Here is a 21005-nt window from a genome sequence, read left to right on the forward strand (position 1 = left end):
GCAATGCCCGTCTCCCGCCGTTCGCTCCTCAAGGCCGTAGCCGCGGTGCCGGCGCTGTCATTTCCGGGCATCCTGCGCGCCGAATCCCAGACCACGCTACGCTTCATTCCGGTGATCGACCTCGCCTTCGTCGATCCCATCTATTCGACGGCACAAGTGTCGCGAAACCACGGCTTCATGGTCTACGACACGCTCTACGGCATGAGCTCTTCGCTCCAGGTCTCGCCTCAGATGCTGTCGGGCCATGTCGTCTCCGGCGACCGGCTGCAATGGGACCTCAGCTTGCGCGACGGTCTGTTCTGGCACGATGGCGAGCGCGTGCTCGCCCGCGACTGCGTCGCGAGCATCCGCCGCTGGGCCGCGCGCGACGGCTTTGGCGGCGAGCTGATGGAGGCGACTGACGAGCTGTCGGCCACTGACGACCGCACCATCCGCTTCCGCCTCAAACGTCCATTCCCGCTGTTGCCGCAAGCGCTGGGCAAGGCCGCGATCAACGCGTGCTTCATGATGCCGGAGCGGCTGGCGGGCCAGGATCCGTTCAAGCCGCTCACCGAAGTGATCGGCAGCGGCCCGTTCCGCTATCTCGCCGACGAGCGCGTGCAGGGTGCGCGCAACGCGTATGCCAGGTTCGAGCGCTATCAGCCGCGCACGGACGGCAAACCGGATTGGACAGCGGGCCCGAAGATCGTGCACTACGATCGGGTGGTCTGGACCACCACGCCCGATGCCGGCACCGGCGTCGCCGCGCTGCAGACCGGGGAGCAGGACTGGCAAGAGACCACGCCACACGACCTGCTGCCGATCATCAAGGCGGCCGGCGACATCGAGACGCGGATCCTCGATCCCCGCGGTTACGCCTGCATGCTGCGCCTCAATCATCTTCAGCCACCGTTCGACAATCCTGCCGTTCGCCGCGCGCTCCTGGGGGCCATCGATCAATCCGCCTTCATGACCGCGGTGGCCGGTACCGATCCGAACTTCCAGGTCTCACCGATCGGCTATTTCGCGCCGAATACGCCGATGGCCAGCGATGTCGGCCTCGATGTCTTCCGCGGCCCGCGTGACTACGCCAAAGTGAAGGCCGATCTCAAGGCCGCGGGGTATAATGGCAAGAAGGTCGTGGTGCTCGTGCCCACCAACTCACTGGCGCAGAAGCCGCTTGGCGAGATCGCCGTCGACTCCTTGCGCAAGGCCGGCATGAACGTCGAATATGCCGGGCTCGATTTCGCCGTGGTGCTGCAACGCCAACTCAAGAAGGACCCGATCGGGCAGGGCGGCTGGAGCGCGGCGGTCGGCAACTGGCAGGGCATCGACTGGCTCAATCCGGCCGGCAACACCAATATCCGTGGTGAGGGCAAGGTCGCCGGCTGGTATGCGAGCGAGAAGATGGCCGGGCTCCGCAGCCAGTGGCTGGCGGCCTCCGAGCTCGCGGAGCAGCAGCGCATCTGCCGTGAGATCCAGGCGGTGGCTTTCCAGGAAATCCCCTATATTCCGATTGGCCTGTACAAGCAGCCGACCGCCTATCGCAAAGCCATCACCGGCATTCTCGACGGCACCGCCGTCTTCTGGAACGTACGCCCCGCATGAGCATGATCGCAATCTTCGGCAGCTATGTGCTGTCACGCAAGGACGGCGCGCAGGACGTGTTGCGCGACCATTGGGTTCTGGTCGAAGGCAAGAAGATTGCCGCGGTCACGCGCGACAAGCCGCGGGCGGACGAGGTGCATGACCGTCCCGGCCGCTTCGTTCTGCCGGGCCTGTTGAACCTGCACAATCACTGCTTCTCCGAAGCGCTGGCGCGCAGCCACACCGAGGACGGCAACGGCCGCCGCAACAATCAGAGCATCGTTTACACGGTGCTTTTGCCGCTGACCAAGCGCGGTGCAGATATCTTGTCGGCGGAAGAGCGCATGGCGGTCGCGCGGCTCGGCATCCTCCAACTCCTGAAGGGCGGCGCCACCACGGTGATGGAGCCGTTCCGCAACTCGATCCCGGAGATGTTCGATGCCGCCGAGGAGATGGGCATCCGCTTCTACGGCGCGCCCTATCTGTTCTCGACGTCGGACGCCAAGGCCGGCCCCGACGGCGTGGTGCACTATTCCGGCGATGACGGCACAGCCGACATGGCGACCTGGGATGCACTCTACCAGCGCTGGAATAATCGCGGCGACGGCCGCATCGGCCTTGCGATGAGTCCGCATGCCACCGACACCTGCGGGCCTGATCTGTTGAGGGCCTGTGCCGCGCGGGCACGCGAGCTCGGCGTGCCCGTCACGACGCATATGGCGCAGAGCCGCGCCGAGGTCGAAACCATCGGCAAGCGCTATGGCGGCCGCACGCCGGCGCAATATCTCGACTGGCTCGGCCTGCTGGCGCCCGACCTGATGGCGGCACACTGCATGTTCAGCACCGATGACGATCTCAAGCTGATGGCCGCGCGCGGTATGACGGTTCTCAACTGCCCGCGCGTGTTCGCGCGCGCCGGCGTCACCGCGGCCTTCAGCCAGTTCGCGGAGCACGGCGTGCGCACGGTGGTCGGCACCGACGGCTACAACATGGACCTGCTCGGCGAGCTCAATGCGGCGTCGCTGATCTCCAAGATCACCTCGGCGCGTGCCGATGTCGCGAACGCGCCCGAGTTGATCGAGGCGAACACGGCAATCGCGGCCGATGTCATCAAGCGGCCCGATCTCGGCCGTATCGAGCCGGGCGCGACCGCCGACCTCACGATCGTCGATCTCACCCATCCGCATCTTCAGCCGCTGTTCGACCCGCGCCGCGCGCTGATCGCGCTCGCCAATCGCGCCAATATCGATCAGGTCATGGTCGACGGCCGCATGCTGGTCGATGCCGGCCGCTATCTCGGCGCCGACGAGGCGGCGATCACGGCTGCCGGCACCGCTGCGATTGGCAAGATCTGGGACCTGCCGGAGGCACAGGCGGCGTTCAACGGCTGAGGGGTGGCTCGTCGAATTCGGCGAGCGCCTTGCGTATGGTCTCGACCAGATCGAGCGCTACCGGCGAGGGGCTGCGCTGTGCCGGAAAGACCGCCGAGAATTCGAAGTCGATGCGCGGCAGGAAGCGGCGCACGACGACGCCGCGGGTGGAAAATTCCTGGGCGGTGAAGGGATCGCAGATGGCGACGCCAAGTCCTGACGACACCATGCCGCACATGATCTCCGACAGCGTGGTCTCGACCCTGAGCACGCGGCGGACATCGTGGCGATGGAAGACCTGGTCGACGAGGTGGCGGCTCGACGAGCCCGCCGACAGCGAGATGAAAGTCTCGCCCTCGAAGTCGCGGGGCTCCAGCACTTCCTTTTCCGCGAGGCGGTGACCGGTGGGCAGTACAGCCACACGCGCGGGCGCCGGCAGCTTCTGGCTCGGCAAGCCCGAATGCGCGATGGGCACCTCGGCAAAGCCGACGTCGCACTGATTGTTCAGTACCCAGTCGACCACGATCGGCGAGATCACGCCGAAGAAAGCGAGGTTGAGGTTCGGCCGCTCCCTCAGGAAGTGCCCGGTGAGCCGCGGCAAATAGCCATTCGACAATGCTGGAAGTGCCGCGATCCGCAGTGAGCCGGTGCGGCGGCCGCGGATTTCCTCGGCTGCCGCGGTGATGCGTTCGAGGCCGACGAAGGAGCGCTCGACTTCGGTGTAGAGTGCCATGGCCGCAGCGGTCGGCACGAGGCCGGTGCCGCGCCGTTCGAACAGCTCCATCTTCAACAGCGCCTGGAGGTCGCGCAGCAACCGGGAGACCGCCGGCTGCGTCACGGTCATCAGCGCCGCCGCCTCCGTCACGCTGCCGGTCAGCATCGTCGCCCGGAAAGCCTCCACCTGCCGCGAATTGATCCGGGCCATCCCCATTTCCATTCATAATATTTAGGCATGCAGAGGCTGCCATTATTCATTGGACGATGGAAGCCGGAGTTTGCGATCTTTTTCATCAGTGCTGGAGACGGCCCGCTTTTTCGGCAGATTGGAGGGGTTTAAACCTCCGGATCGCGCCAAAATTCGCCGCGCAAGGGCTGGAGCCCTAGTCGGAGAGGGATCTGCGCGGAAGGAAATGCGGAAGGTTCAGCCAACGAGACTCGTCGGCACGTCACCTCATCCCGGTATGGAGATCGGACCACATGAAGACTTTTCGCCTTCTGACAGCGGTCAGCATCGCGGCCCTCATCGCCGCCCCCTCGGTTGCCACGGCTCAGCAAAAGACGCTCTATGTCGCCGGCTATGGCGGCTCGTTCGAGAAGACCATCCGCGACGAGGTGATCCCGACTTTTGAGAAGGAGAACGGCGTCAAGGTCGAGTACGTCGCCGGCAACTCCACCGACACGCTGGCCAAGCTCCAGGCGCAGAAGGGCAACCAGCAGATCGACGTCGCCATCGTTGACGACGGCCCGATGTACCAGGCGATCCAACTCGGCTTCTGCGGCAAGCTCGATGGCCTGCCGACCGATCTCTACGACACCGCGCGCTTCAAGGACGATCGTGCGGTCGCGATCGGCATCGTCGCGACCGGCCTGATGTACAACACCAAGGTGTTTGCGGAGAAGGGCTGGGCGCCGCCGACCTCCTGGAACGATCTCAAGGACACGAAATACGCCAAGCAGCTCGTGATCCCGCCGATCAACAACACCTATGGCCTCGAAGCGCTGGTGATGCTGTCGAAGATGAATGGCGGCGGCGAGTCCAATGTCGATTCCGGCTTCAAGATCTTCAAGGAGCAGATCAATCCGAACGTGCTCGCCTATGAGCCGTCGCCGGGCAAGATGACCGAGCTGTTCCAGTCCGGGCAGGCTGTGATCGCGGTGTGGGGCACCGGCCGCGTGCAGAGCTTTGCCAATACCGGCTTCCCCGTCGATTTCGTCTATCCGAAGGAGGGCGCCGCGACGTTGCTGACGACCGCCTGTCCGATCACCAAGCCGAACGCCTCGCCGCTTGCGTCTAGCTTCGTCAAGATGCTGCTCGAACCCAAGATCCAGCTCGTGATGCTGAAGGATTACGGCTACGGCCCGGTGCTGAAATCGCTGGTGATCCCGCCCGAGCTCGGCAAGATGGCGCCGATCGGCGAGCGCGCGGCAAAGCTCTATAATCCGGACTGGACCGTCATCAACGAGAAGCGCGAGGAATGGACCAAGCGCTGGAATCGCGAGGTCGAGCGCTGATCGGTCATCCCGGAGACAGTGCGATGGCCTATCTCGAGCTCGAAGGGGTCGCCAAGCAATTCGGAGCGCAGACTGTCGTCGACGACTTCAGTCTCGCGGTCGGGAAGGGGGAGTTCGTCTCCTTTCTCGGCCCCTCCGGCTGCGGCAAGACCACGACCCTGCAGATGATCGCGGGCTTCCTCGATCCCACCCGCGGCGCGATCCGGCTGCAAGGCAAGGATCTGACCGCGATCCATCCGGCCAAACGCGGGCTCGGGATCGTGTTCCAGAGCTACGCGCTGTTTCCGCACATGACCGCGGCCGAGAATGTCGCCTTCGGGCTCGAGATGCGCAATGTGCCGCGCGGCGAACGGACCGAGCGCGTTCGCGCAGCGCTCGCGATGGTCGGGCTTGCCGGCTACGAGGATCGCCATCCGCGTCGCATGTCCGGCGGCCAGCAGCAGCGCGTGGCGCTGGCGCGCGCGCTGGTGATCAAGCCGAGCGTGCTGTTGCTCGACGAGCCGCTATCGAATCTCGACGCCAAGCTGCGCGAGGAGATGCAGATCGAGCTGCGCCAGATCCAGCGTACCATCGGCACCACCACGATCCTCGTCACCCACGACCAGAACGAGGCGATGTCGTTGTCCGACCGCATCGTGGTGATGAGCCAGGGCCGGATCGAGCAGATCGGCACGCCGCAAGAGACTTATGAGAAGCCGGCCTCGGCCTTCGTCTCGCAGTTTTTGGGAAAGACCAACGACTTTGCCGCGACGATCGATCGGACCAGTGCGCCTGGGCGATTGATTGTCGGCTCGTGGAGCGCGCCTGCGCATGTCGGGCGCGGCGGTCCCGTCACCATTAGCATTCGCCCCGAGCGGATCGACTTTGGCGACGCGGGCCTCAGCGCAAAGATCGTCACACGCATCTTCCAGGGCAATCACTGGCTGTTCCAGTGCGAGAGCGAATGCGGCCCGGCGACCGTGATCCGCCAGAATGACGGCCGGTCGCAGCCGGTCGAAGGCGAGGCCGTTCACCTCACCTGGCGGCCCGAGGACATGAGCGTGAGGGGCGTCGCATGAGCGCTTCCGCCGAGGAACGAAACGCACGCACGCCCTGGGCGCTGACGGCGCCCGCTTTGATGCTGTTCGTCGGCGTGCTCCTGATTCCGCTGGCAATGACCGTGATGCTGTCCTTCCATGATTGGGGCCAGTACAAGGGCATCGAGCCGGTCTTCATCCTCAAGAACTGGCATGAGATCGTAACCGATCCCTATTACGCCGAGATGTTCGGGCGGACGTTTCGCATCGCGATCCTGACTACGCTGCTCACCGCCGTGCTCGGTGCACCCGAAGCCTACATCCTCAACCGCATGAGCGGACGCTGGAAGAGCGTTTTTCTCCTGGTCATCCTGGGGCCGTTGCTGATTTCCGTGGTGGCGCGGACGCTCGGCTGGGCGCTGCTGTTCGGCGGCAACAACGGCCTCGTCAATAAGCTGCTGATGTCGGCCGGGCTGATCCGCGCGCCTATCCCCTTCATGTTCACCGAAACCGGCATGGTGGTCGCACTCGCGCACGTGATGATGCCGTTCATGGTGCTGTCGGTGTGGGCGGCGCTGCAGCGGCTCGATCCGCAGATCGAGAATGCCGCGATGTCGCTCGGCGCCGGCCCTGCGACCATCATCCACCGCATCATCATGCCGCAGATCATGCCGGGCGTGCTGTCTGGGGCGATCATCGTGTTCTCGCTCTCGGCCAGCGCGTTTGCGACGCCCGCCATCATCGGCGGCCGTCGACTCAAGGTCGCGGCGACGCTGGCCTATGACGAGTTCCTCAACACGCTGAACTGGCCGCTGGGGGCGGCGGTCGCCACGCTGCTGCTGGCCGCGCTGGTCTTGATCGTCGTCGGCAGCAACGCACTGATCGAGCGCCGTTACGCGGAGGTGTTCCGATGAGCCGGAATGGCCCGCTCGCGCTGATCTTCCACACCATCTTTGTCATCGTCATGGTGGCGCCGATCCTCGTCGTCTGCCTCGTTGCGTTCACGCCTGAAGGCTTCCTGTCGTTGCCGACAAACGGTTTTTCGTTGCGCTGGTTCTTGGCGATCGCCAACTATCCCGAATTCGTCCATGCTTTCTGGGTCAGCCTTGGCCTGGGCGCACTATCGTCGTTCGTCGCGCTATTATTCGCGGTACCGGCGGCGCTCGCGATCGCGCGCTATCGCTTCCGCGGCCGTGATGCGCTCGCGGCCCTCTTTCTCTCGCCGCTGATGATCCCGCATGTCGTGCTCGGCATCGCGTTCCTGCGCTTCTTCACCTCGGCCGGGATGGGCGGCAGCTTCGCCGCGCTGATCATCGCGCATGTCATCATCGTGTTTCCGTTCGCGCTACGGCTGACCCTGGCGGCGGCGACCGGCATGGACCTTTCGGTCGAGATGGCGGCGGTCTCGCTCGGTGCCGGCGGCTGGACGCTATTCCGCCGCGTGACGCTGCCGTTGATCCTGCCCGGCGTCATCAGCGGCTGGGCGCTCGCCTTCATCCAGTCCTTCGACGATCTCACCATGACCGTCTTCCTCGCGGGACCCGGCACCGAAACACTGCCGGTGCGCATGTTCCTCTACATCCAGGACAACATCGATCCGCTGGTGACGTCCGTCTCGGCCTGCGTGATCGCGATCACCATGACCGCCCTCATTCTGCTCGATCGCTTCTACGGGCTCGACCGCGTGCTCGCCGGCAAGGGCGATACAGGGCGATAGGAGAATCCATGCGAACAGATTACGACGTCGCCGTCGTCGGCGGCGGATTGCTCGGCTCCGCCATCGCCTGGGGCCTGGGAAGACTCGGCAAGAAGGTGGCCGTGCTCGACGAAGGCGACATCACCAAGCGCGCCTCACGCGCGAACTTTGCGCTGGTTTGGGTCCAGAGCAAGGGGCTCGGCATGCCAGCCTATACCGTCTGGACGGTGCAGGCGTCACAGGCGTGGAGCAGGCTCGCCTCGGAGCTGAAGCAGCAGACCGGCCTCGATGTCTCGCTTCAGCAGAACGGCGGTTTTCATCTGACGCTTGGCGAGGACGAGTTCGGTCAGCGCGCCGAGCTGGTCAAGCGCATGCACAACCAGACGGGTGCCGCCGATTACAAGATGGAGATGCTGCCGGCATCCGAGGTGAAGAAGGCGCTGCCGCTGATCGGGCCCGAGGTCTCCGGCGGCAGTTATTGTCCACTCGACGGTCACGTCAATTCGCTGCGCACGTTTCGTGCGTTCCACACCGGCTTCAAGGCATTCGGCATCGACTATCTTCCGGAGCGCCCGGTCTCGGCGATCAGCAGGAGCAGCGGCGAATTCTGCCTGACGACGCCGCAGGGCGAGCTCCGTGCCGCCAAGATCGTGCTCGCCGCCGGCAATGCTAACCAGACCCTGGCGCCGATGGTCGGTCTCCACGCCCCGATGGGCCCGACCCGCGGCCAGATCGTGGTGACCGAGCGCACCATGCCCTTTCTGCCGCATCCGCTGACCACGATCCGCCAGACCGACGAGGGCACGGTGATGATCGGCGACAGCAAGGAAGACGAGCTCGACGATCGCGCGCTGAAGCACTCGATCAGCGCCGTGATGACGGATCGCGCCCAGCGCATGTTTCCGCATCTCGCGCGGCTCAACGTGGTCCGGAGCTGGGCCGGCATCCGCGTCATGCCGCAGGACGGCTTTCCGATCTACGACCAGTCGGAGACGCATCCCGGTGCCTTCGTCGCCTGCTGCCACTCCGGGGTGACACTCGCCTCCAACCACGCCTTCGAGATCGCGCGGATGGTTGCGCAAGGCGCGCTCGAGCCCGAGCTGGTCGGCGCGTTCTCGGCCAGCCGTTTTGGCGCCGCCGGTGCCGCGAACAACAGCGGCTACTAGGGACATTGAAGGAGCCAGGATGTTCAAACGATCCGAGCAGGACAAGCGGCCAGCGGTGCAAATCTTCGTCGATGGCGTTGCCGTCGCGGCGCGGCAGGGCGACACCGTCTCCGCCGCGCTGCTGGCCTCGAGCTGCGATGCACGCCGTTCGACCGCAGTCAGCGGGGCGCTGCGTTTGCCCTATTGCATGATGGGCGTGTGCTTCGATTGCCTCGTCACCATCGATGGCGTCGGCAACCGACAGGGCTGCCTGGTGCCGGTCACCGACGGCATGCAGATCGAGATTCAGAAGGGCAAGCGGGAGATCGGGAAATGACTGTGGCTCCCAAGCGCGAAGAATATGACGTCGTGGTGATCGGGGCCGGGCCTGCCGGCCTTGCCGCCGCCGCGACGGCCGCCGAAGCCGGCCTGTCCACGCTGCTGCTCGACGAGAATATCGGCCCCGGAGGCCAGGTGTTTCGTGCCATCGCCTCGACGCCGGTGACCGACCGCAGCCAGCTCGGTGAGGACTATTGGGTCGGTACCGATCTCGTGCAGGCGCTACGCGCAGGCAACGCGGAGGTCATTCAGCGCGCAACGGTCTGGAGCCTCGATCGCAATCTCGATATCGCCGTCTCGGTCGGCGGCGCGTCCGCCTTCGTCAAGGCCAGGCGCGTGATCCTCGCGACCGGCGCGCTGGAGCGGCCGTTTCCGATTCCCGGGTGGACGCTTCCGGGCGTGATGACCGCGGGCGCCGCGCAGACCATGTTGAAAACATCGGCCCTGGTGCCGGATGGCCGCACGGTGATCGCGGGGCAGGGGCCGCTGCTCTGGCTGCTCGCCGCGCAGATCTTGCGTCTCGGCGGTCGCATCGATCGCATTCTCGACACCACCGAGCGCGGAAACTATTTCGCCGCACTCCCCCACGCTTTCGCTTTCCTGACCTCGCCGTATTTCGCCAAGGGCTTGTCGATGATGCGCGAGGTGAAGGCGAAGGTGCAGGTCGTCTCAGGTGTCAGCGAGCTTGCTGCCTCTGGTGACGGCCAACTCGCGAACGTCAGCTATGTCGCCGGCGGCAAACGCGAGACCGTCCTTGCGGATCTCTTGCTGCTGCACCAGGGCGTCGTGCCCAACGTCAATCTGGCGATGGCGGCCGGAATCGAGCATCGCTGGGATGATTTGCAATTGTGCTGGTCTCCGGTGCTGGATGCCAGCGGCAATTCGTCGGTCGCCGGCATTGCGATTGCTGGCGACGGCGCCGGCATCGGCGGGGCGAACGCAGCCGTAGTGCGCGGCCGCATCGCGGCACGCGCGGCAGTGGAGGCGTTGGCGCCTGCGGCTGCAAAAAAATCTGCGCCGATGGCGAGCCTCCGCGCCGATCTCGCCAAGGCCGAACGTGGTCGCGTTTTTCTCGACACGCTGTTCCGGCCGGCGCCGCAGTTTCGCATTCCCGCAGGCGACACCATCGTCTGTCGCTGTGAGGAGGTCACCGCAAAGGATATTCTCGACGCCGTCGCGATCGGCGCGACCGGGCCGAACCAGCTCAAGGCCTACCGCCGCACCGGCATGGGGCCGTGCCAGGGCCGGCTCTGCGGCCTCACCGTCACCGAGCTGATGGCGCAGGCGCGGGGCAAGAGCCCGCAGGAGATTGGCTATTACCGGCTGCGCGCGCCGGTCAAGCCGATCACGCTCGCCGAGCTCGCCGCCGTTCCGAAGAGCGCAGACGACATCAAGGCGGTGGTGCGCGGATGACGAAAAACGTGGATGCGATCGTCGTCGGCGGCGGCATCCACGGGTGCTCGACCGCGCTATATCTGTGTCTCGCCGGCCTCAAGCCGGTGCTGATCGAGAAGGACTATGCCGGCCGGCACGCTTCCGGTGTCAACGCCGGCGGCGTGCGCCAGCTTGCGCGGCACATCCCCGAAATCCCGCTTTCGATCCGCTCGATGGGTATCTGGGAGAAGATCACCGATCTCCTCGACGACGATTGCAGCTTTGAGAGCTATGGCCAGGTCCTCGTCGCCGAGAACGAAGAGGAACTCGCGGTCTGCCGCGCACGTGTGGCCGAGCTCAACGCGCTCGGCTTCACCCACGAAGAGCTGATCGATGCCGCAGAGCTGCGGCGCCTCGTGCCGGCGGTGGCCGAGACCTGTCCCGGCGGCGTGGTCTCGCGCCGCGACGGTGCGGCCAATCCCGCGCAGGCGACGACGGCGTTCCGTCGCAAGGCGGAGCAACTAGGTGCGACCGTGCGCGAGGGCATTGCCGCCACGAATATCCGGCACACCGATGGTCTCTGGCATGTCGATGTCGGCGCCGAGAGCTTTGCCGCGCCGGTGCTCGTCAATGCCGCCGGCGCCTGGGCCGGGACCATCGCAGCCGCGCTCGGTGAGCCCGTTCCGGTCGAGACGGTGGCGCCGATGTTGATGATCACCTCGCGCGTGCCGCATTTCATCGATCCGGTCGTGATCCTGCGCGGCCGCAAGCTGTCCTTCAAGCAATTCAAGAACGGCACGGTGCTGATCGGCGGCGGCCATTTGGCTACGCCCCATCAGGATCGCAACGAGACGGTGTTGGACTGGAAAAGCCTCGCGACCAGCGCCCGCACCGTGTTCGAGCTGTTCCCGGTCATGCGCGACGCGACGATCATGCGGGCCTGGGCCGGCATCGAGGCCAAGACCAAGGACGATCTGCCCGTGTTTGGACCGAGCAGCCGGCACAAGGGCCTCTATCACCAATTCGGTTTTTCGCTGCACGGTTTCCAGCTCGGCCCCGGCGCGGGCGCCGTCATGGCGGAGCTGATCGTCAACGGCGGCACCCAGACCCGCATCGGCGATCTCGGCATCGACCGTTTCCACCCCTCCACGCTCTAGCAAAAGAGGACATCATGAGCATTACCCGCAGCATCCGCACGCCCATCATGCACCGCGCCGTCGAAGCCAACGGCTTCGTCTTCATTGGCGGCACCATCGCCGACGACACCTCTGTGTCGATGGGCGAGCAGACCCGCAACATCCTCGGCAAGATCGCCGGCTATCTGAAGGAAGCGGGCACCGACAAGTCGCGCGTCGTGAGCACCTCGATCTTCGTCACGGACCTTTCCAAGAAGAAGGAGATGGACGCGGTCTGGACCGAGTTCTTCGGCGACAATCTGCCGACCCGCGCCACCGTCGGCGTCGCCGATCTCGGCGGCAGCGCGCTGATCGAGGTCGTGGTCACCGCGCTCAAGGGTTGATCGCGCGGGCCTGCGGCGGACGTCGGCGCTCCGCGCGCCGTCGTTCCTCAGAGCCTCGCCTTGATCTCGCCCTTCGATGGGATTAGTTAGAGAGCCCTCAAACAGGATATTCGAGATCCATGGATTTGACCCCGACCGCAAAGCCGACCTGCCTTGCTCACGGGGAATTCCATGCCTGCTTCCATCATCCTGTCCAACCTGTCGCTGTCCTCGCCTGACGGCCGCTCTCTTTTTTCCAATATCGATCTGACGTTCGGCGCCGAGCGGACCGGCCTCGTCGGCCGCAACGGCGTCGGGAAGACGACGCTGCTTGCGTCGATTTCGCGAGAGCACATTCCTCAATCGGGGCGCGTTGCTATCAACGGAACCGTTGGTCTGTTGCGCCAGGACGTCCAGCCCCTTGCGGGCGCGAAGGTGATCGACCTGTTCGGTGCGCGAGCCGCGCTCGATGTGCTTCGCCGTGCCGAGCGCGGGGATGCCTTGGCCGAGGAGGTTTCCGAGGTCGATTGGACCCTCGAAACACGGCTTACGTCCGCCCTTGCGCGTGTCGGGTTCGACGTCGCTCCGGAGATCGAGCTCGACCGCCTGTCGGGCGGGCAGGTCACGCGGGTTCGTCTGGCCGCGCTGATCTTTGCGGAGCCAGACTTCCTGCTGCTCGACGAGCCCACCAACAATCTCGATCGGGAGGGGCGCAAGGCGGTGATCGATTTCCTTGCGTCTTGGCGCGGTGGGGCGATCGTCGTCAGCCACGATCGGAGCCTGCTCGAAACCATGGATGCGATCGTCGAGCTGAGGTCGCTCGGAGCTACGCGATACGGCGGCAATTGGAGCAGTTATTGCGAGCAGAAAGCCGTTGCGCTCGCGGCTGTCAGGCACGACCTCGCGCATGCCCAGAGGCGCCTGTCCGAGATCGACGGGAAAGCGCAGGAGGCCGCGGAGAGGAAAGCGCGCAAGGACGGCGGGGGCAAGAAGAAGCGCGCCAAGGGCGACATGCCGCGCATCCTGGCCGGCGCACGCAAGGACCGTAGCGAAGACACCGGCGGCAAGACCGCGCAGATCGCCGAGCGGCGGCGTGCGGATGCGCTTGAGGCCCTTGATACGGCGCGCCGGCGCATCGAGATTCTTCAGCCGCTGTCGGTGAAGCTGCCCTCGACCCGGCTGCCAGCGGGCAGGGAGGTGGTTTGGCTCGATTGCGTCAGCGCCGGCTATCGGCCGGACCGGGAAGTCTTGCGCGATCTATCGCTCGCGATCGTTGGTCCGGAGCGCCTGGCAATTGTCGGACCCAACGGTTCCGGCAAGACGACGCTGCTGAAACTCGTCGCCGGCGAACTACGTCCGCTCTCCGGCACCATGCGGGTCAGGCCGGATCTTGCGCTGTTCGATCAGAAGGCCAGCCTGCTCGATCCCGCGGTCTCCATCCTGGATAACTTCAGGCGCTTCCATCCGAAGGCGGGTGCAAATGAATGCCATGCGGCGCTGGCCCGGTTCATGTTTCGAGCCGATGCCGCCTTGCAGATTGCGGGACATTTGAGCGGCGGGCAGATGTTTCGTGCAGGCCTTGCCTGCGTGCTGGGCGGAGCGATGCCGCCGTCGCTGCTGATCCTCGACGAGCCGACCAATCATCTGGACATCGAATCCATCGAAGCCGTCGAAGCGGGCTTGAGGGCCTATGACGGCGCGCTGCTCGTCGTCAGTCATGATGAGGCGTTTTTGCAGGCGATCGGGATTACCCGACGGCTCGATCTTGCTGCCCCGAGGCAGCGCGCCGGTTGCAGGATCATTTGATCCCGCTTTGCGGTTCGGCACGACGACAATTTTCAAAAACCCGACGCCCTGCCCCCAGCGCGTCGGGTGGAAAAAGATGAGTATCAATCCGTGATCCCAACGCAGCAGTTGTGACTCGCGTCGCTCCAATTTACCACTCCGGGAAACTACCGCGTTGGAACCGGACGCCGCCCAACCTGCGCGCGGCCTAGGAGGCGGCGCTGCCGCCCGGTTCGAGCGCCTCACCCATCTCCAGCGGATGGGCCATGGTCTCGTGCAGCGCATCGCGGTCGAGCTCGCCTTCGGAGATGCTGATGACGACACAGGCGACGCCGTTGCCGATCAGATTGGTCAGCGCGCGGCACTCGCTCATGAACTTGTCGATGCCGACCAGGATCGCAATCGACTGGATCGGGATGTCGGGCACGATCGAGAGCGTCGCCGCCAGCGTGATGAAGCCCGCCCCCGTCACGCCAGAGGCGCCCTTCGAGGTGATCATGGCGATGCCGAGAATGCCGAGCTCCTGCCAGATGGTCAGATGGGTATTGGTCGCCTGCGCCAGGAACAGCGTTGCCAGCGTCATGTAGATGTTGGTGCCGTCGAGGTTGAAGCTGTAACCGGTCGGAATGACGAGGCCGACCACCGAACGCGAGGCGCCGAGATGCTCCATCTTCTGGATCATCTGCGGCAGCACCGTTTCTGATGACGAGGTGCCGAGCACGATCAGCAGCTCGTCCTTGATGTAGGCGATGAAACGCAAGATCGAGAAGCCGGCGAGCCGCGCGATTGCGCCGAGCACGACCACCACGAACAGGATGCTGGTGAGATAGAACGTGCCGATCAGGGCCGCGAGGTTGAGCAGCGAACCGAGGCCGTAGGCACCGACGGTGAACGCCATCGCGCCGAACGCTCCGATCGGGGCGACGCGCACGATGATGCGGATGATGCCGAAGAACATCTTTGCGGCCTTGTCGATCGCCTCCGCAATGGGCTCGCCGGCCTTGCCGAGGAACGCGATGGCGAAGCCCGACAGGATCGAGATCAGTAGCACCTGCAACAGATCGCCGCGTGCGATGGCGCCCAGATAGCTGTCGGGGATGATCGCCATCAGATGGGCGACGATGCCTTCTTCCTTGGCCTTGGTGACGTAGGTCGCCACCGATTTCGGGTCGATCGTGGCGGGATCGATGTTGAAGCCGTGCCCGGGCTGGAGCACCTCGCCGACCAGCAGGCCGACCGCGAGCGCCACGGTCGAGACCGTCTCGAAATAGATCAGCGACTTCAGCCCGACCCGACCGACGCGCTTGAGGTCGCCCATCGAGGAGATGCCGTGCACCACGGTGCAGAAGATCACCGGCGCGATCATCATCTTGATCAGCGCGATGAAACCGTCGCCGAGCGGCTTCAGGGCCTTGCCGAGATCGGGATAGAAATAGCCGACGAGCACCCCGAGTGCGATCGCGATCAGCACCTGAATGTAGAGGATCTTGTACCAGGGCTGGTGCCGGCGGTGGACGGCTGGCTGGATCGCAATGTGTGTCATAGAATAGGCCCCGGACGTATTGATCTTGTTTGATTTGCATCATGTGATGGCCGCTGCAGAAGCGACAATCACATTTTTATCTGTTCGCACGAAGATCTGTCGCTGCACCGCAACTGGGGGGAACATGCCGATTGCAACGGGCTCCGATGAGCGAGCGCAAGGCTATTTTCCGCGTTGGATTCTGAAGTCCTCCGGCGTGATCATGCCCGAGCAGCGGCTGCCGCTTGGCCAGACCGTCGTCTCCGGTCTCCAGCATTGCGTCGCAATGTCGGGCTCGACGATCATCGCGCCGCTGCTGATGGGGTTCGATCCCAATGTTGCGGTGCTGTTTTCCGGCATCGGCACGCTGATCTTCTTCGTCATCGTCGCGGGGCGCGTGCCGAGCTACCTCGGCTCGAGCTTCGCGTTCATCGCGGTCGTGATCGCCGCCACAGGCTATGCCGGGCACGGGCCGAACCCGAACCTGTCGGTTGCGCTTGGCGGCATCGTAGGAGCCGGCGTCCTCTACGGCCTGATCGCGCTGGTCGTGATGTGGTCGGGGGTTGGCTGGATCGAGAAGCTGTTGCCGCCGGTCGTCACCGGCGCTGTGGTCGCCGCGATCGGCCTCAACCTCGCGCCGGTGGCGGTCAAGGCAGTGAGCGCCAATGCGTTCGACACAGGAATCGGGCTCGCGACCGTTCTGATCATCGGCGTGGTTGCCGTTGGCGCGCCTGGCCTGTGGCGCCGCCTGCCGATCATTCTCGGCGCGATCGGCGGATATCTTTTGTACCTGCTGTTCGCGAACGGCCTCGGCTTCGGCAGGCCGATCGACTTCACGCAAGTTTCGGCTGCGTCGTGGATCGGCCTGCCGAGTCTTACCACGCCGACCTTCCAGGCCGATGCAATCGTCCTGATCGCGCCGGTCGCGATCATTCTCGTCGCCGAGAACCTCGGTCACATCAAGGCCGTCGGCGCCATGACGGGCCGGAGCCTCGATGACTATCTCGGCCGCGCCTTGCTTGCCGACAGCCTCGCGACCATGGTGGCCGCCTGCGGCGGCGGCACCGGCGTCACCACCTATGCCGAAAACATCGGCGTCATGGCGGCGACGAAGGTCTATTCGACCTTGCTGTTTGCCTTCGCGGCGATGGTGTCGATCGTGCTCGGCTTCTCGCCGAAATTCGGCGCGCTGGTCCTGTCGATCCCGGGTCCCGTCATCGGTGGGCTCTCGATCGTGCTGTTCGGGTTGATCGCCGCAATGGCCGGCCGGATCTGGGTCGAGAACAAGGTCGACTTCTCAAGTCCGGCAAACCTGATCACCGTCGCGGTCGCGCTCACCGCAGGCGCCGGCGACCTCACGCTCAAATTCGGCGCCTTCACGATCGGCGGGATCGGCACCGCAACCTTTGGCGCCATCATCCTGTACCAGATCCTGACTTCGCGACTGGCTCGCCGCTAGGAGTGAATCCCAGCGGTGCGCCGACGGATGGAACAAAACGCCGGTTCCCTCCATGTTGATGTGTCCCCCGGAGAAGAACGATGCCACATATCGACCGCTCGACCACCTTTTCTTCGCGCCTCGTCGGCCAATACGCGCTGGTGACGGGCGCCTCGCAAGGCATCGGCCGCGCCGTCGCCATTCGGCTTGCCCAGGAAGGCGCGACCGTCGCCATCAACTATGTCGATCATCCGGAAAAGGCAGAGGAGGTGCTCGCGTCCGCGCGTACGGCATCGAGCGATCGCGGCCACGGCAAGCTCGACCATATCGTCGTCAGGGCCGACGTCAGCAACGAGCAGGACGTAGCCGCGATGTTCGAGACGATCCTGGCGCGCTGGAAGCGTCTCGACTGCCTGGTCAACAATGCGGGCTTCCAGCGGGAATCGCCGAGCGAGGCGCTCGACATCGACACCTATCGCCGCATCATCGACGTCAATCTCAACGGCGCCGTGCTCTGCGCCCAGAAGGCGCTCGCGCATTTCGTTGCGCGCGGCGCAGGCGGCAGCATCATCAATTGCTCCAGCGTCCACCAGATCATCCCGAAACCCGGCTACCTCGCCTATTCCATCAGCAAGGGCGGCATGGCCAATCTGACACGCACGCTGGCACTCGAATTCGCCGGCCGCGGCATTCGCGTCAATGCGGTCGGTCCAGGCGCGATCGACACCCCAATCAACGCGGCCTGGACCGGCGATCCGGAAAAGCGCGGTGTGGTCACCAGCCACATTCCGCTCGGCCGTGTCGGCACGCCGGAGGAGATCGCCGGCGTGTTCGCCTTCCTCGCCTCGGATGAGGCCAGCTACATCACGGGGCAGACCATCTATGCGTGCGGAGGTCTGACGCTGTTTCCCGAATTCCGCGAGAACTGGGCAAGCTAGCGGGCTTCCTCGCCATCTGGCAAAACCGGCCTGCGCAGACTACATCTGCGTCATGGCAAATCATCCGCTCCGCGATTTCGTCGGACGGCACGAAAATCTGTTCGTGCTGACCGGCGCTGGCTGCAGCACCAATTCGGGCATCCCCGATTATCGCGACAGTCACGGCAACTGGAAGCGGACCCAGCCGGTGAACTTCCAGGCTTTCATGTCGGAAGAGCATACGCGTCGGCGCTATTGGGCGCGCAGCCTGATCGGCTGGCGGCGGTTCGGCCAGGCGAGGCCGAACGATGCGCATCACGCGCTCGCCCGGCTCGAGGCGAGCGGGCGTTGCGGAATGCTGCTGACCCAGAACGTCGACCGGCTGCATCAATCCGCCGGCCACCGCCAGGTGATCGACCTGCACGGCCGGCTCGATCTGGTCCGCTGCATGGGCTGCGGTCAAAAGACCCCGCGGAGCGAATTCCAGAAGACGCTCGGCCACGCCAATGCGGAATGGTTGACGCTCGACGCGGCCGATGCGCCCGACGGCGATGCGGACCTGGAGCATGCGGATTTTTCGTCGTTCAAGGTGCCGGCCTGCGAATCCTGCGGCGGCATCCTCAAGCCCGACGTCGTGTTCTTCGGCGAGACCGTCCCGCGCGACGTGGTCGTGACCGCGCAGGATCATCTGGCGCAGGCGGACGCCATGCTCATCGTCGGCTCGTCACTGATGGTCTATTCCGGTTTCCGCTTTGTGCAGGCGGCCGCGCAACGGCAAATCCCGATCGCTGCGGTCAATCTCGGACGCACCCGCGCCGATGATCTCCTCACGCTGAAGGTCGAGGAGCGCTGCGAAGCGGCGCTTGCATTCCTGCTCTGATCGCGCGGCCTGCGAACACGCCTTGCCTATTGCATGGGTGCCAAGCAGAATAGCTGGACGGCAGCATGTTCCTGTCATCCATGGCATGGAAATTGCTGCGCTTTTGTCCTCGGTCTTGACGATCAGCACGGAGAGTTTGGAATGCTTGAGGGAGCCGAGGTGCGGCTTGCCGTCGATATCGGTGGCACGTTCACCGACATCGTGCTGGACGTGGGCGAGGTGCGCAAGACGCGCAAATTGCTGACGACGCCGCAGCGGCCGGAAGAGGCGGTGCTGGACGGCATGCGGCTCATTCTCGCTGATGCGCGCGCCTATATCAGCGACATCGACGTCTTCATTCACGGCACGACGCTCGCGACCAACGCCATCATCGAGCGTCGCGGCGCCAAGACGGCGTTGATCGCGACCGAGGGCTTTCGCGACGTGCTCGATATCGGCACCGAGAGCCGCTACGACCAGTATGACCTCTCCATCGACAAGCCGAAGCCGCTGGCGCCGCGATCTTTGCGCTTCACCGTGCCCGAGCGCATCGACGCGCATGGCGCCGTCCGCCTCCCGTTGGACGAAGCGGCGGTGCGCGCGCTCGCGCCAAGATTGCGCGCGCTGAACGTCGAGAGCGTCGCAATCGCGTTCCTGCACTCCTACGCCAATCCCGAGCACGAGCGCCGCACGGCCGCGATCATCAGTGAGGAGATGCCCGGCATTTCCGTGACCGTATCGTCCGCGGTGTGCCCGGAGATCCGCGAATATGAGCGCACATCGACTGCAGTGGCCAACGCCTATGTGCAGCCGCTAATCGATGGTTATCTCGCTCGCATGTCCGACGCCTTGCAGGTCGAGCAGTACCGCGGCGCGATCTATCTCGTCACCTCCGGCGGCGGTGTCACCTCGATCGAGACGGCGCGGCGCTTTCCGGTGCGCCTCGTCGAATCCGGTCCTGCCGGCGGCGCCATTTTCGCGGCGCAGATCGCGGCGCGTCTCGGCGAGAGCAAGGTGCTGTCCTTCGATATGGGCGGTACCACGGCAAAGATCTGTCTGATCGAAAAATACCAGCCCGAGACCTCGCGCGTGTTCGAGGTCGATCGCGCAGCGCGCTTCCTGAAAGGTTCGGGTCTGCCGGTGCGGATTCCCGTGATCGAGATGGTCGAGATCGGCGCCGGCGGCGGCTCGATCGCCCATGTCGATGCGATGAAGCGCGTCACGGTCGGTCCTGAGAGTGCCTCGTCGGAGCCCGGGCCCGCCTGCTACGGCCGCGGCGGCCTGCGCCCGGCCGTGACGGATGCCGACGTCGCGCTCGGCATGATCGATCCGGACGACTTCGCGGGTGGCACGATCAAGCTCGACCCTGAACTCTCGAAGCAGGCGCTGCTGCGCAGCGTCGGCGAGCCGCTGGGTCTGTCGGCAGAGACTGCGGCCTATGCCGTGCACGAGGTCGTCTGCGAGAACATGGCGAGCGCGGCGCGCGTGCATGCGGTCGAGCGCGGTGAGATTGTCGGTCAGCACACGCTGATCGCCTTCGGCGGCGCGGCGCCTCTGCATGCGGCGCGCGTCGCCCAGAAGATCGGTGTCTCCCGCGTGATCGTTCCTTCCAATGCCGGCGTCGGCTCGGCCGTTGGCTTCCTCGCGGCTCCGATCGCCTACGAGCTGGTGCGCAGCCGTCATGTGCGGCTCGACGATTTCGACACCGAAGGGGTCTCCGATCTGCTCCAGGAGATGGTGACCGAAGCGCGTGCGCTGGTCGAGACGGGTGCGGCAGGCGCGCCGGTCCGCGAGCGCCGCGCGGCCTTCATGCGCTATGTCGGTCAAGGCCATGAGATCTCGATCGAACTGCCGAACCGGCGGCTGGCGACGGCCGATCTGGCCGGCCTGCGTCAGAAGTTCGAGGCGGATTATGCGGTGATGTTCGAGCGGCCGATCCCGGGTGCGGCGATCGAGGTCTTGAGCTGGTCGGTGCTTGCGACGACCGAGGCGCGCAATCCGCCTATTGTCGCGGCCGTTACGCGCAAGCCCGCCGGGAAGGCGACCGGCAGCCGCAAGTTCTTCGATGGCCGGGTCGGGGAGGTGATCGAGATCCCGCTCTATCGCCGCGAGGACATGGCGCCAGGCGCGACGATTGCAGGTCCCGCCGTGATCGCGGAGGACGAGACCTCGACGTTCGTCTCCAACAGTTTTGATGCCCATATCGACGGTGCCGGCAGCATCGTCATGGAACGGAAGGCGGCCTGAT

At 65.0% G+C, this 21005-nt stretch carries 18 protein-coding genes; 16 read left to right on the plus strand and 2 right to left on the minus strand.

The features are described from left to right. Positions 1 to 3: 3 nt before the first annotated feature. Both IVB50_RS01160 and IVB50_RS01165 read left to right on the plus strand, forming a co-directional pair. Positions 4 to 1587: an ABC transporter substrate-binding protein gene (locus IVB50_RS01160; protein WP_018453748.1), complete on the plus strand. Its 1584-nt coding sequence runs from the start codon at positions 4 to 6 to the stop codon at positions 1585 to 1587. Next, positions 1584 to 2957 (plus strand): amidohydrolase family protein, encoded by a 1374-nt coding sequence (locus IVB50_RS01165; protein WP_018453749.1) that lies wholly within the window; start codon positions 1584 to 1586, stop codon positions 2955 to 2957. Before IVB50_RS01160 ends, IVB50_RS01165 begins: the two co-directional genes overlap by 4 nt. On the opposite strand, the gene IVB50_RS01170 is transcribed toward IVB50_RS01165, so the two are convergent. After that, positions 2947 to 3861 carry a LysR substrate-binding domain-containing protein gene (locus IVB50_RS01170; protein ID WP_018453750.1) on the minus strand — a complete coding sequence of 305 codons (915 nt, stop codon included), beginning with the start codon at positions 3859 to 3861 and terminating at the stop codon, positions 2947 to 2949. The two genes, IVB50_RS01165 and IVB50_RS01170, sit on opposite strands and share 11 nt — an antisense overlap. Before the next feature lie 272 nt (positions 3862 to 4133). Between IVB50_RS01170 and IVB50_RS01175 the strand changes: the two genes are divergently transcribed. The 10 genes from IVB50_RS01175 to IVB50_RS01220 all read left to right on the plus strand — a co-directional run bounded on the left by IVB50_RS01175 (position 4134) and on the right by IVB50_RS01220 (position 14042). Further along, positions 4134 to 5168, plus strand: a complete 1035-nt coding sequence (locus IVB50_RS01175; RefSeq protein ID WP_018453751.1) for an ABC transporter substrate-binding protein — start codon at positions 4134 to 4136, stop codon at positions 5166 to 5168. A gap of 23 nt (positions 5169 to 5191) precedes the next feature. Further along, positions 5192 to 6226 carry an ABC transporter ATP-binding protein gene (locus IVB50_RS01180; RefSeq protein ID WP_247294024.1) on the plus strand — a complete coding sequence of 345 codons (1035 nt, stop codon included), beginning with the start codon at positions 5192 to 5194 and terminating at the stop codon, positions 6224 to 6226. Further along, entirely contained in the window at positions 6223 to 7098 is an 876-nt protein-coding gene (locus IVB50_RS01185) for an ABC transporter permease (protein ID WP_018453753.1), read from the plus strand. The genes IVB50_RS01180 and IVB50_RS01185 overlap by 4 nt, the downstream gene beginning before the upstream one ends. Beyond that, on the plus strand, positions 7095 to 7901 hold the full coding sequence (locus tag IVB50_RS01190; RefSeq protein WP_247294034.1) for an ABC transporter permease: 807 nt from the start codon (positions 7095 to 7097) through the stop codon (positions 7899 to 7901). Before IVB50_RS01185 ends, IVB50_RS01190 begins: the two co-directional genes overlap by 4 nt. A gap of 8 nt (positions 7902 to 7909) precedes the next feature. Continuing rightward, positions 7910 to 9046: an FAD-dependent oxidoreductase gene (locus tag IVB50_RS01195; protein WP_018453755.1), complete on the plus strand. Its 1137-nt coding sequence runs from the start codon at positions 7910 to 7912 to the stop codon at positions 9044 to 9046. A gap of 19 nt (positions 9047 to 9065) precedes the next feature. Next, complete coding sequence (locus IVB50_RS01200) at positions 9066 to 9362, plus strand: (2Fe-2S)-binding protein (protein WP_018453756.1); 297 nt, start codon at positions 9066 to 9068, stop codon at positions 9360 to 9362. After that, positions 9359 to 10777: a (2Fe-2S)-binding protein gene (locus IVB50_RS01205; protein ID WP_018453757.1), complete on the plus strand. Its 1419-nt coding sequence runs from the start codon at positions 9359 to 9361 to the stop codon at positions 10775 to 10777. Before IVB50_RS01200 ends, IVB50_RS01205 begins: the two co-directional genes overlap by 4 nt. After that, on the plus strand, positions 10774 to 11895 hold the full coding sequence (locus tag IVB50_RS01210) for an FAD-dependent oxidoreductase (RefSeq protein WP_018453758.1): 1122 nt from the start codon (positions 10774 to 10776) through the stop codon (positions 11893 to 11895). Before IVB50_RS01205 ends, IVB50_RS01210 begins: the two co-directional genes overlap by 4 nt. 14 nt (positions 11896 to 11909) lie before the next feature. Beyond that, positions 11910 to 12257 carry a RidA family protein gene (locus IVB50_RS01215; protein WP_007596366.1) on the plus strand — a complete coding sequence of 116 codons (348 nt, stop codon included), beginning with the start codon at positions 11910 to 11912 and terminating at the stop codon, positions 12255 to 12257. Positions 12258 to 12428: 171 nt separating this feature from the next. Next, positions 12429 to 14042, plus strand: coding sequence for an ABC-F family ATP-binding cassette domain-containing protein (locus IVB50_RS01220; protein WP_247294036.1), 1614 nt, complete (start codon positions 12429 to 12431; stop codon positions 14040 to 14042). 187 nt (positions 14043 to 14229) lie between these two features. Here IVB50_RS01220 and IVB50_RS01225 read toward each other — a convergent pair whose 3' ends face one another. Beyond that, complete coding sequence (locus tag IVB50_RS01225) at positions 14230 to 15564, minus strand: dicarboxylate/amino acid:cation symporter (protein ID WP_018453760.1); 1335 nt, start codon at positions 15562 to 15564, stop codon at positions 14230 to 14232. Between the two features lie 124 nt (positions 15565 to 15688). Between IVB50_RS01225 and IVB50_RS01230 the strand changes: the two genes are divergently transcribed. The 4 genes from IVB50_RS01230 to IVB50_RS01245 all read left to right on the plus strand — a co-directional run bounded on the left by IVB50_RS01230 (position 15689) and on the right by IVB50_RS01245 (position 21004). Further along, on the plus strand, positions 15689 to 17002 hold the full coding sequence (locus IVB50_RS01230) for a solute carrier family 23 protein (protein ID WP_085394694.1): 1314 nt from the start codon (positions 15689 to 15691) through the stop codon (positions 17000 to 17002). Between the two features lie 80 nt (positions 17003 to 17082). Continuing rightward, complete coding sequence (locus IVB50_RS01235; RefSeq protein ID WP_247294038.1) at positions 17083 to 17919, plus strand: SDR family oxidoreductase; 837 nt, start codon at positions 17083 to 17085, stop codon at positions 17917 to 17919. A gap of 52 nt (positions 17920 to 17971) precedes the next feature. Continuing rightward, positions 17972 to 18778, plus strand: a complete 807-nt coding sequence (locus tag IVB50_RS01240; protein WP_018453763.1) for an NAD-dependent protein deacetylase — start codon at positions 17972 to 17974, stop codon at positions 18776 to 18778. A 141-nt stretch (positions 18779 to 18919) separates the two neighbouring features. Beyond that, positions 18920 to 21004, plus strand: coding sequence for a hydantoinase/oxoprolinase family protein (locus IVB50_RS01245; RefSeq protein ID WP_247294041.1), 2085 nt, complete (start codon positions 18920 to 18922; stop codon positions 21002 to 21004). Position 21005: the final 1 nt, after the last annotated feature.

The sequence above is a fragment of the Bradyrhizobium sp. 87 genome (genome assembly GCF_023073015.1).
Lineage (GTDB): Bacteria > Pseudomonadota > Alphaproteobacteria > Rhizobiales > Xanthobacteraceae > Bradyrhizobium > Bradyrhizobium canariense_D.

Excerpts from the sequence above, each read along its gene's own strand:
- IVB50_RS01240 (WP_018453763.1), top strand. The coding sequence starts at position 17,972 with ATGGCAAATCATCCGCTCCGCGATTTCGTCGGACGGCACGAAAATCTG.
- IVB50_RS01195 (WP_018453755.1), top strand. The coding sequence starts at position 7,910 with ATGCGAACAGATTACGACGTCGCCGTCGTCGGCGGCGGATTGCTCGGC.
- IVB50_RS01160 (WP_018453748.1), top strand. The coding sequence starts at position 4 with ATGCCCGTCTCCCGCCGTTCGCTCCTCAAGGCCGTAGCCGCGGTGCCG.
- IVB50_RS01205 (WP_018453757.1), top strand. The coding sequence starts at position 9,359 with ATGACTGTGGCTCCCAAGCGCGAAGAATATGACGTCGTGGTGATCGGG.
- IVB50_RS01215 (WP_007596366.1), top strand. The coding sequence starts at position 11,910 with ATGAGCATTACCCGCAGCATCCGCACGCCCATCATGCACCGCGCCGTC.
- IVB50_RS01200 (WP_018453756.1), top strand. The coding sequence starts at position 9,066 with ATGTTCAAACGATCCGAGCAGGACAAGCGGCCAGCGGTGCAAATCTTC.
- IVB50_RS01225 (WP_018453760.1), bottom strand. The coding sequence starts at position 15,564 with ATGACACACATTGCGATCCAGCCAGCCGTCCACCGCCGGCACCAGCCC.
- IVB50_RS01235 (WP_247294038.1), top strand. The coding sequence starts at position 17,083 with ATGCCACATATCGACCGCTCGACCACCTTTTCTTCGCGCCTCGTCGGC.
- IVB50_RS01190 (WP_247294034.1), top strand. The coding sequence starts at position 7,095 with ATGAGCCGGAATGGCCCGCTCGCGCTGATCTTCCACACCATCTTTGTC.
- IVB50_RS01230 (WP_085394694.1), top strand. The coding sequence starts at position 15,689 with ATGCCGATTGCAACGGGCTCCGATGAGCGAGCGCAAGGCTATTTTCCG.
- IVB50_RS01210 (WP_018453758.1), top strand. The coding sequence starts at position 10,774 with ATGACGAAAAACGTGGATGCGATCGTCGTCGGCGGCGGCATCCACGGG.
- IVB50_RS01165 (WP_018453749.1), top strand. The coding sequence starts at position 1,584 with ATGAGCATGATCGCAATCTTCGGCAGCTATGTGCTGTCACGCAAGGAC.
- IVB50_RS01170 (WP_018453750.1), bottom strand. The coding sequence starts at position 3,861 with ATGGCCCGGATCAATTCGCGGCAGGTGGAGGCTTTCCGGGCGACGATG.
- IVB50_RS01180 (WP_247294024.1), top strand. The coding sequence starts at position 5,192 with ATGGCCTATCTCGAGCTCGAAGGGGTCGCCAAGCAATTCGGAGCGCAG.
- IVB50_RS01245 (WP_247294041.1), top strand. The coding sequence starts at position 18,920 with ATGCTTGAGGGAGCCGAGGTGCGGCTTGCCGTCGATATCGGTGGCACG.
- IVB50_RS01185 (WP_018453753.1), top strand. The coding sequence starts at position 6,223 with ATGAGCGCTTCCGCCGAGGAACGAAACGCACGCACGCCCTGGGCGCTG.
- IVB50_RS01220 (WP_247294036.1), top strand. The coding sequence starts at position 12,429 with ATGCCTGCTTCCATCATCCTGTCCAACCTGTCGCTGTCCTCGCCTGAC.
- IVB50_RS01175 (WP_018453751.1), top strand. The coding sequence starts at position 4,134 with ATGAAGACTTTTCGCCTTCTGACAGCGGTCAGCATCGCGGCCCTCATC.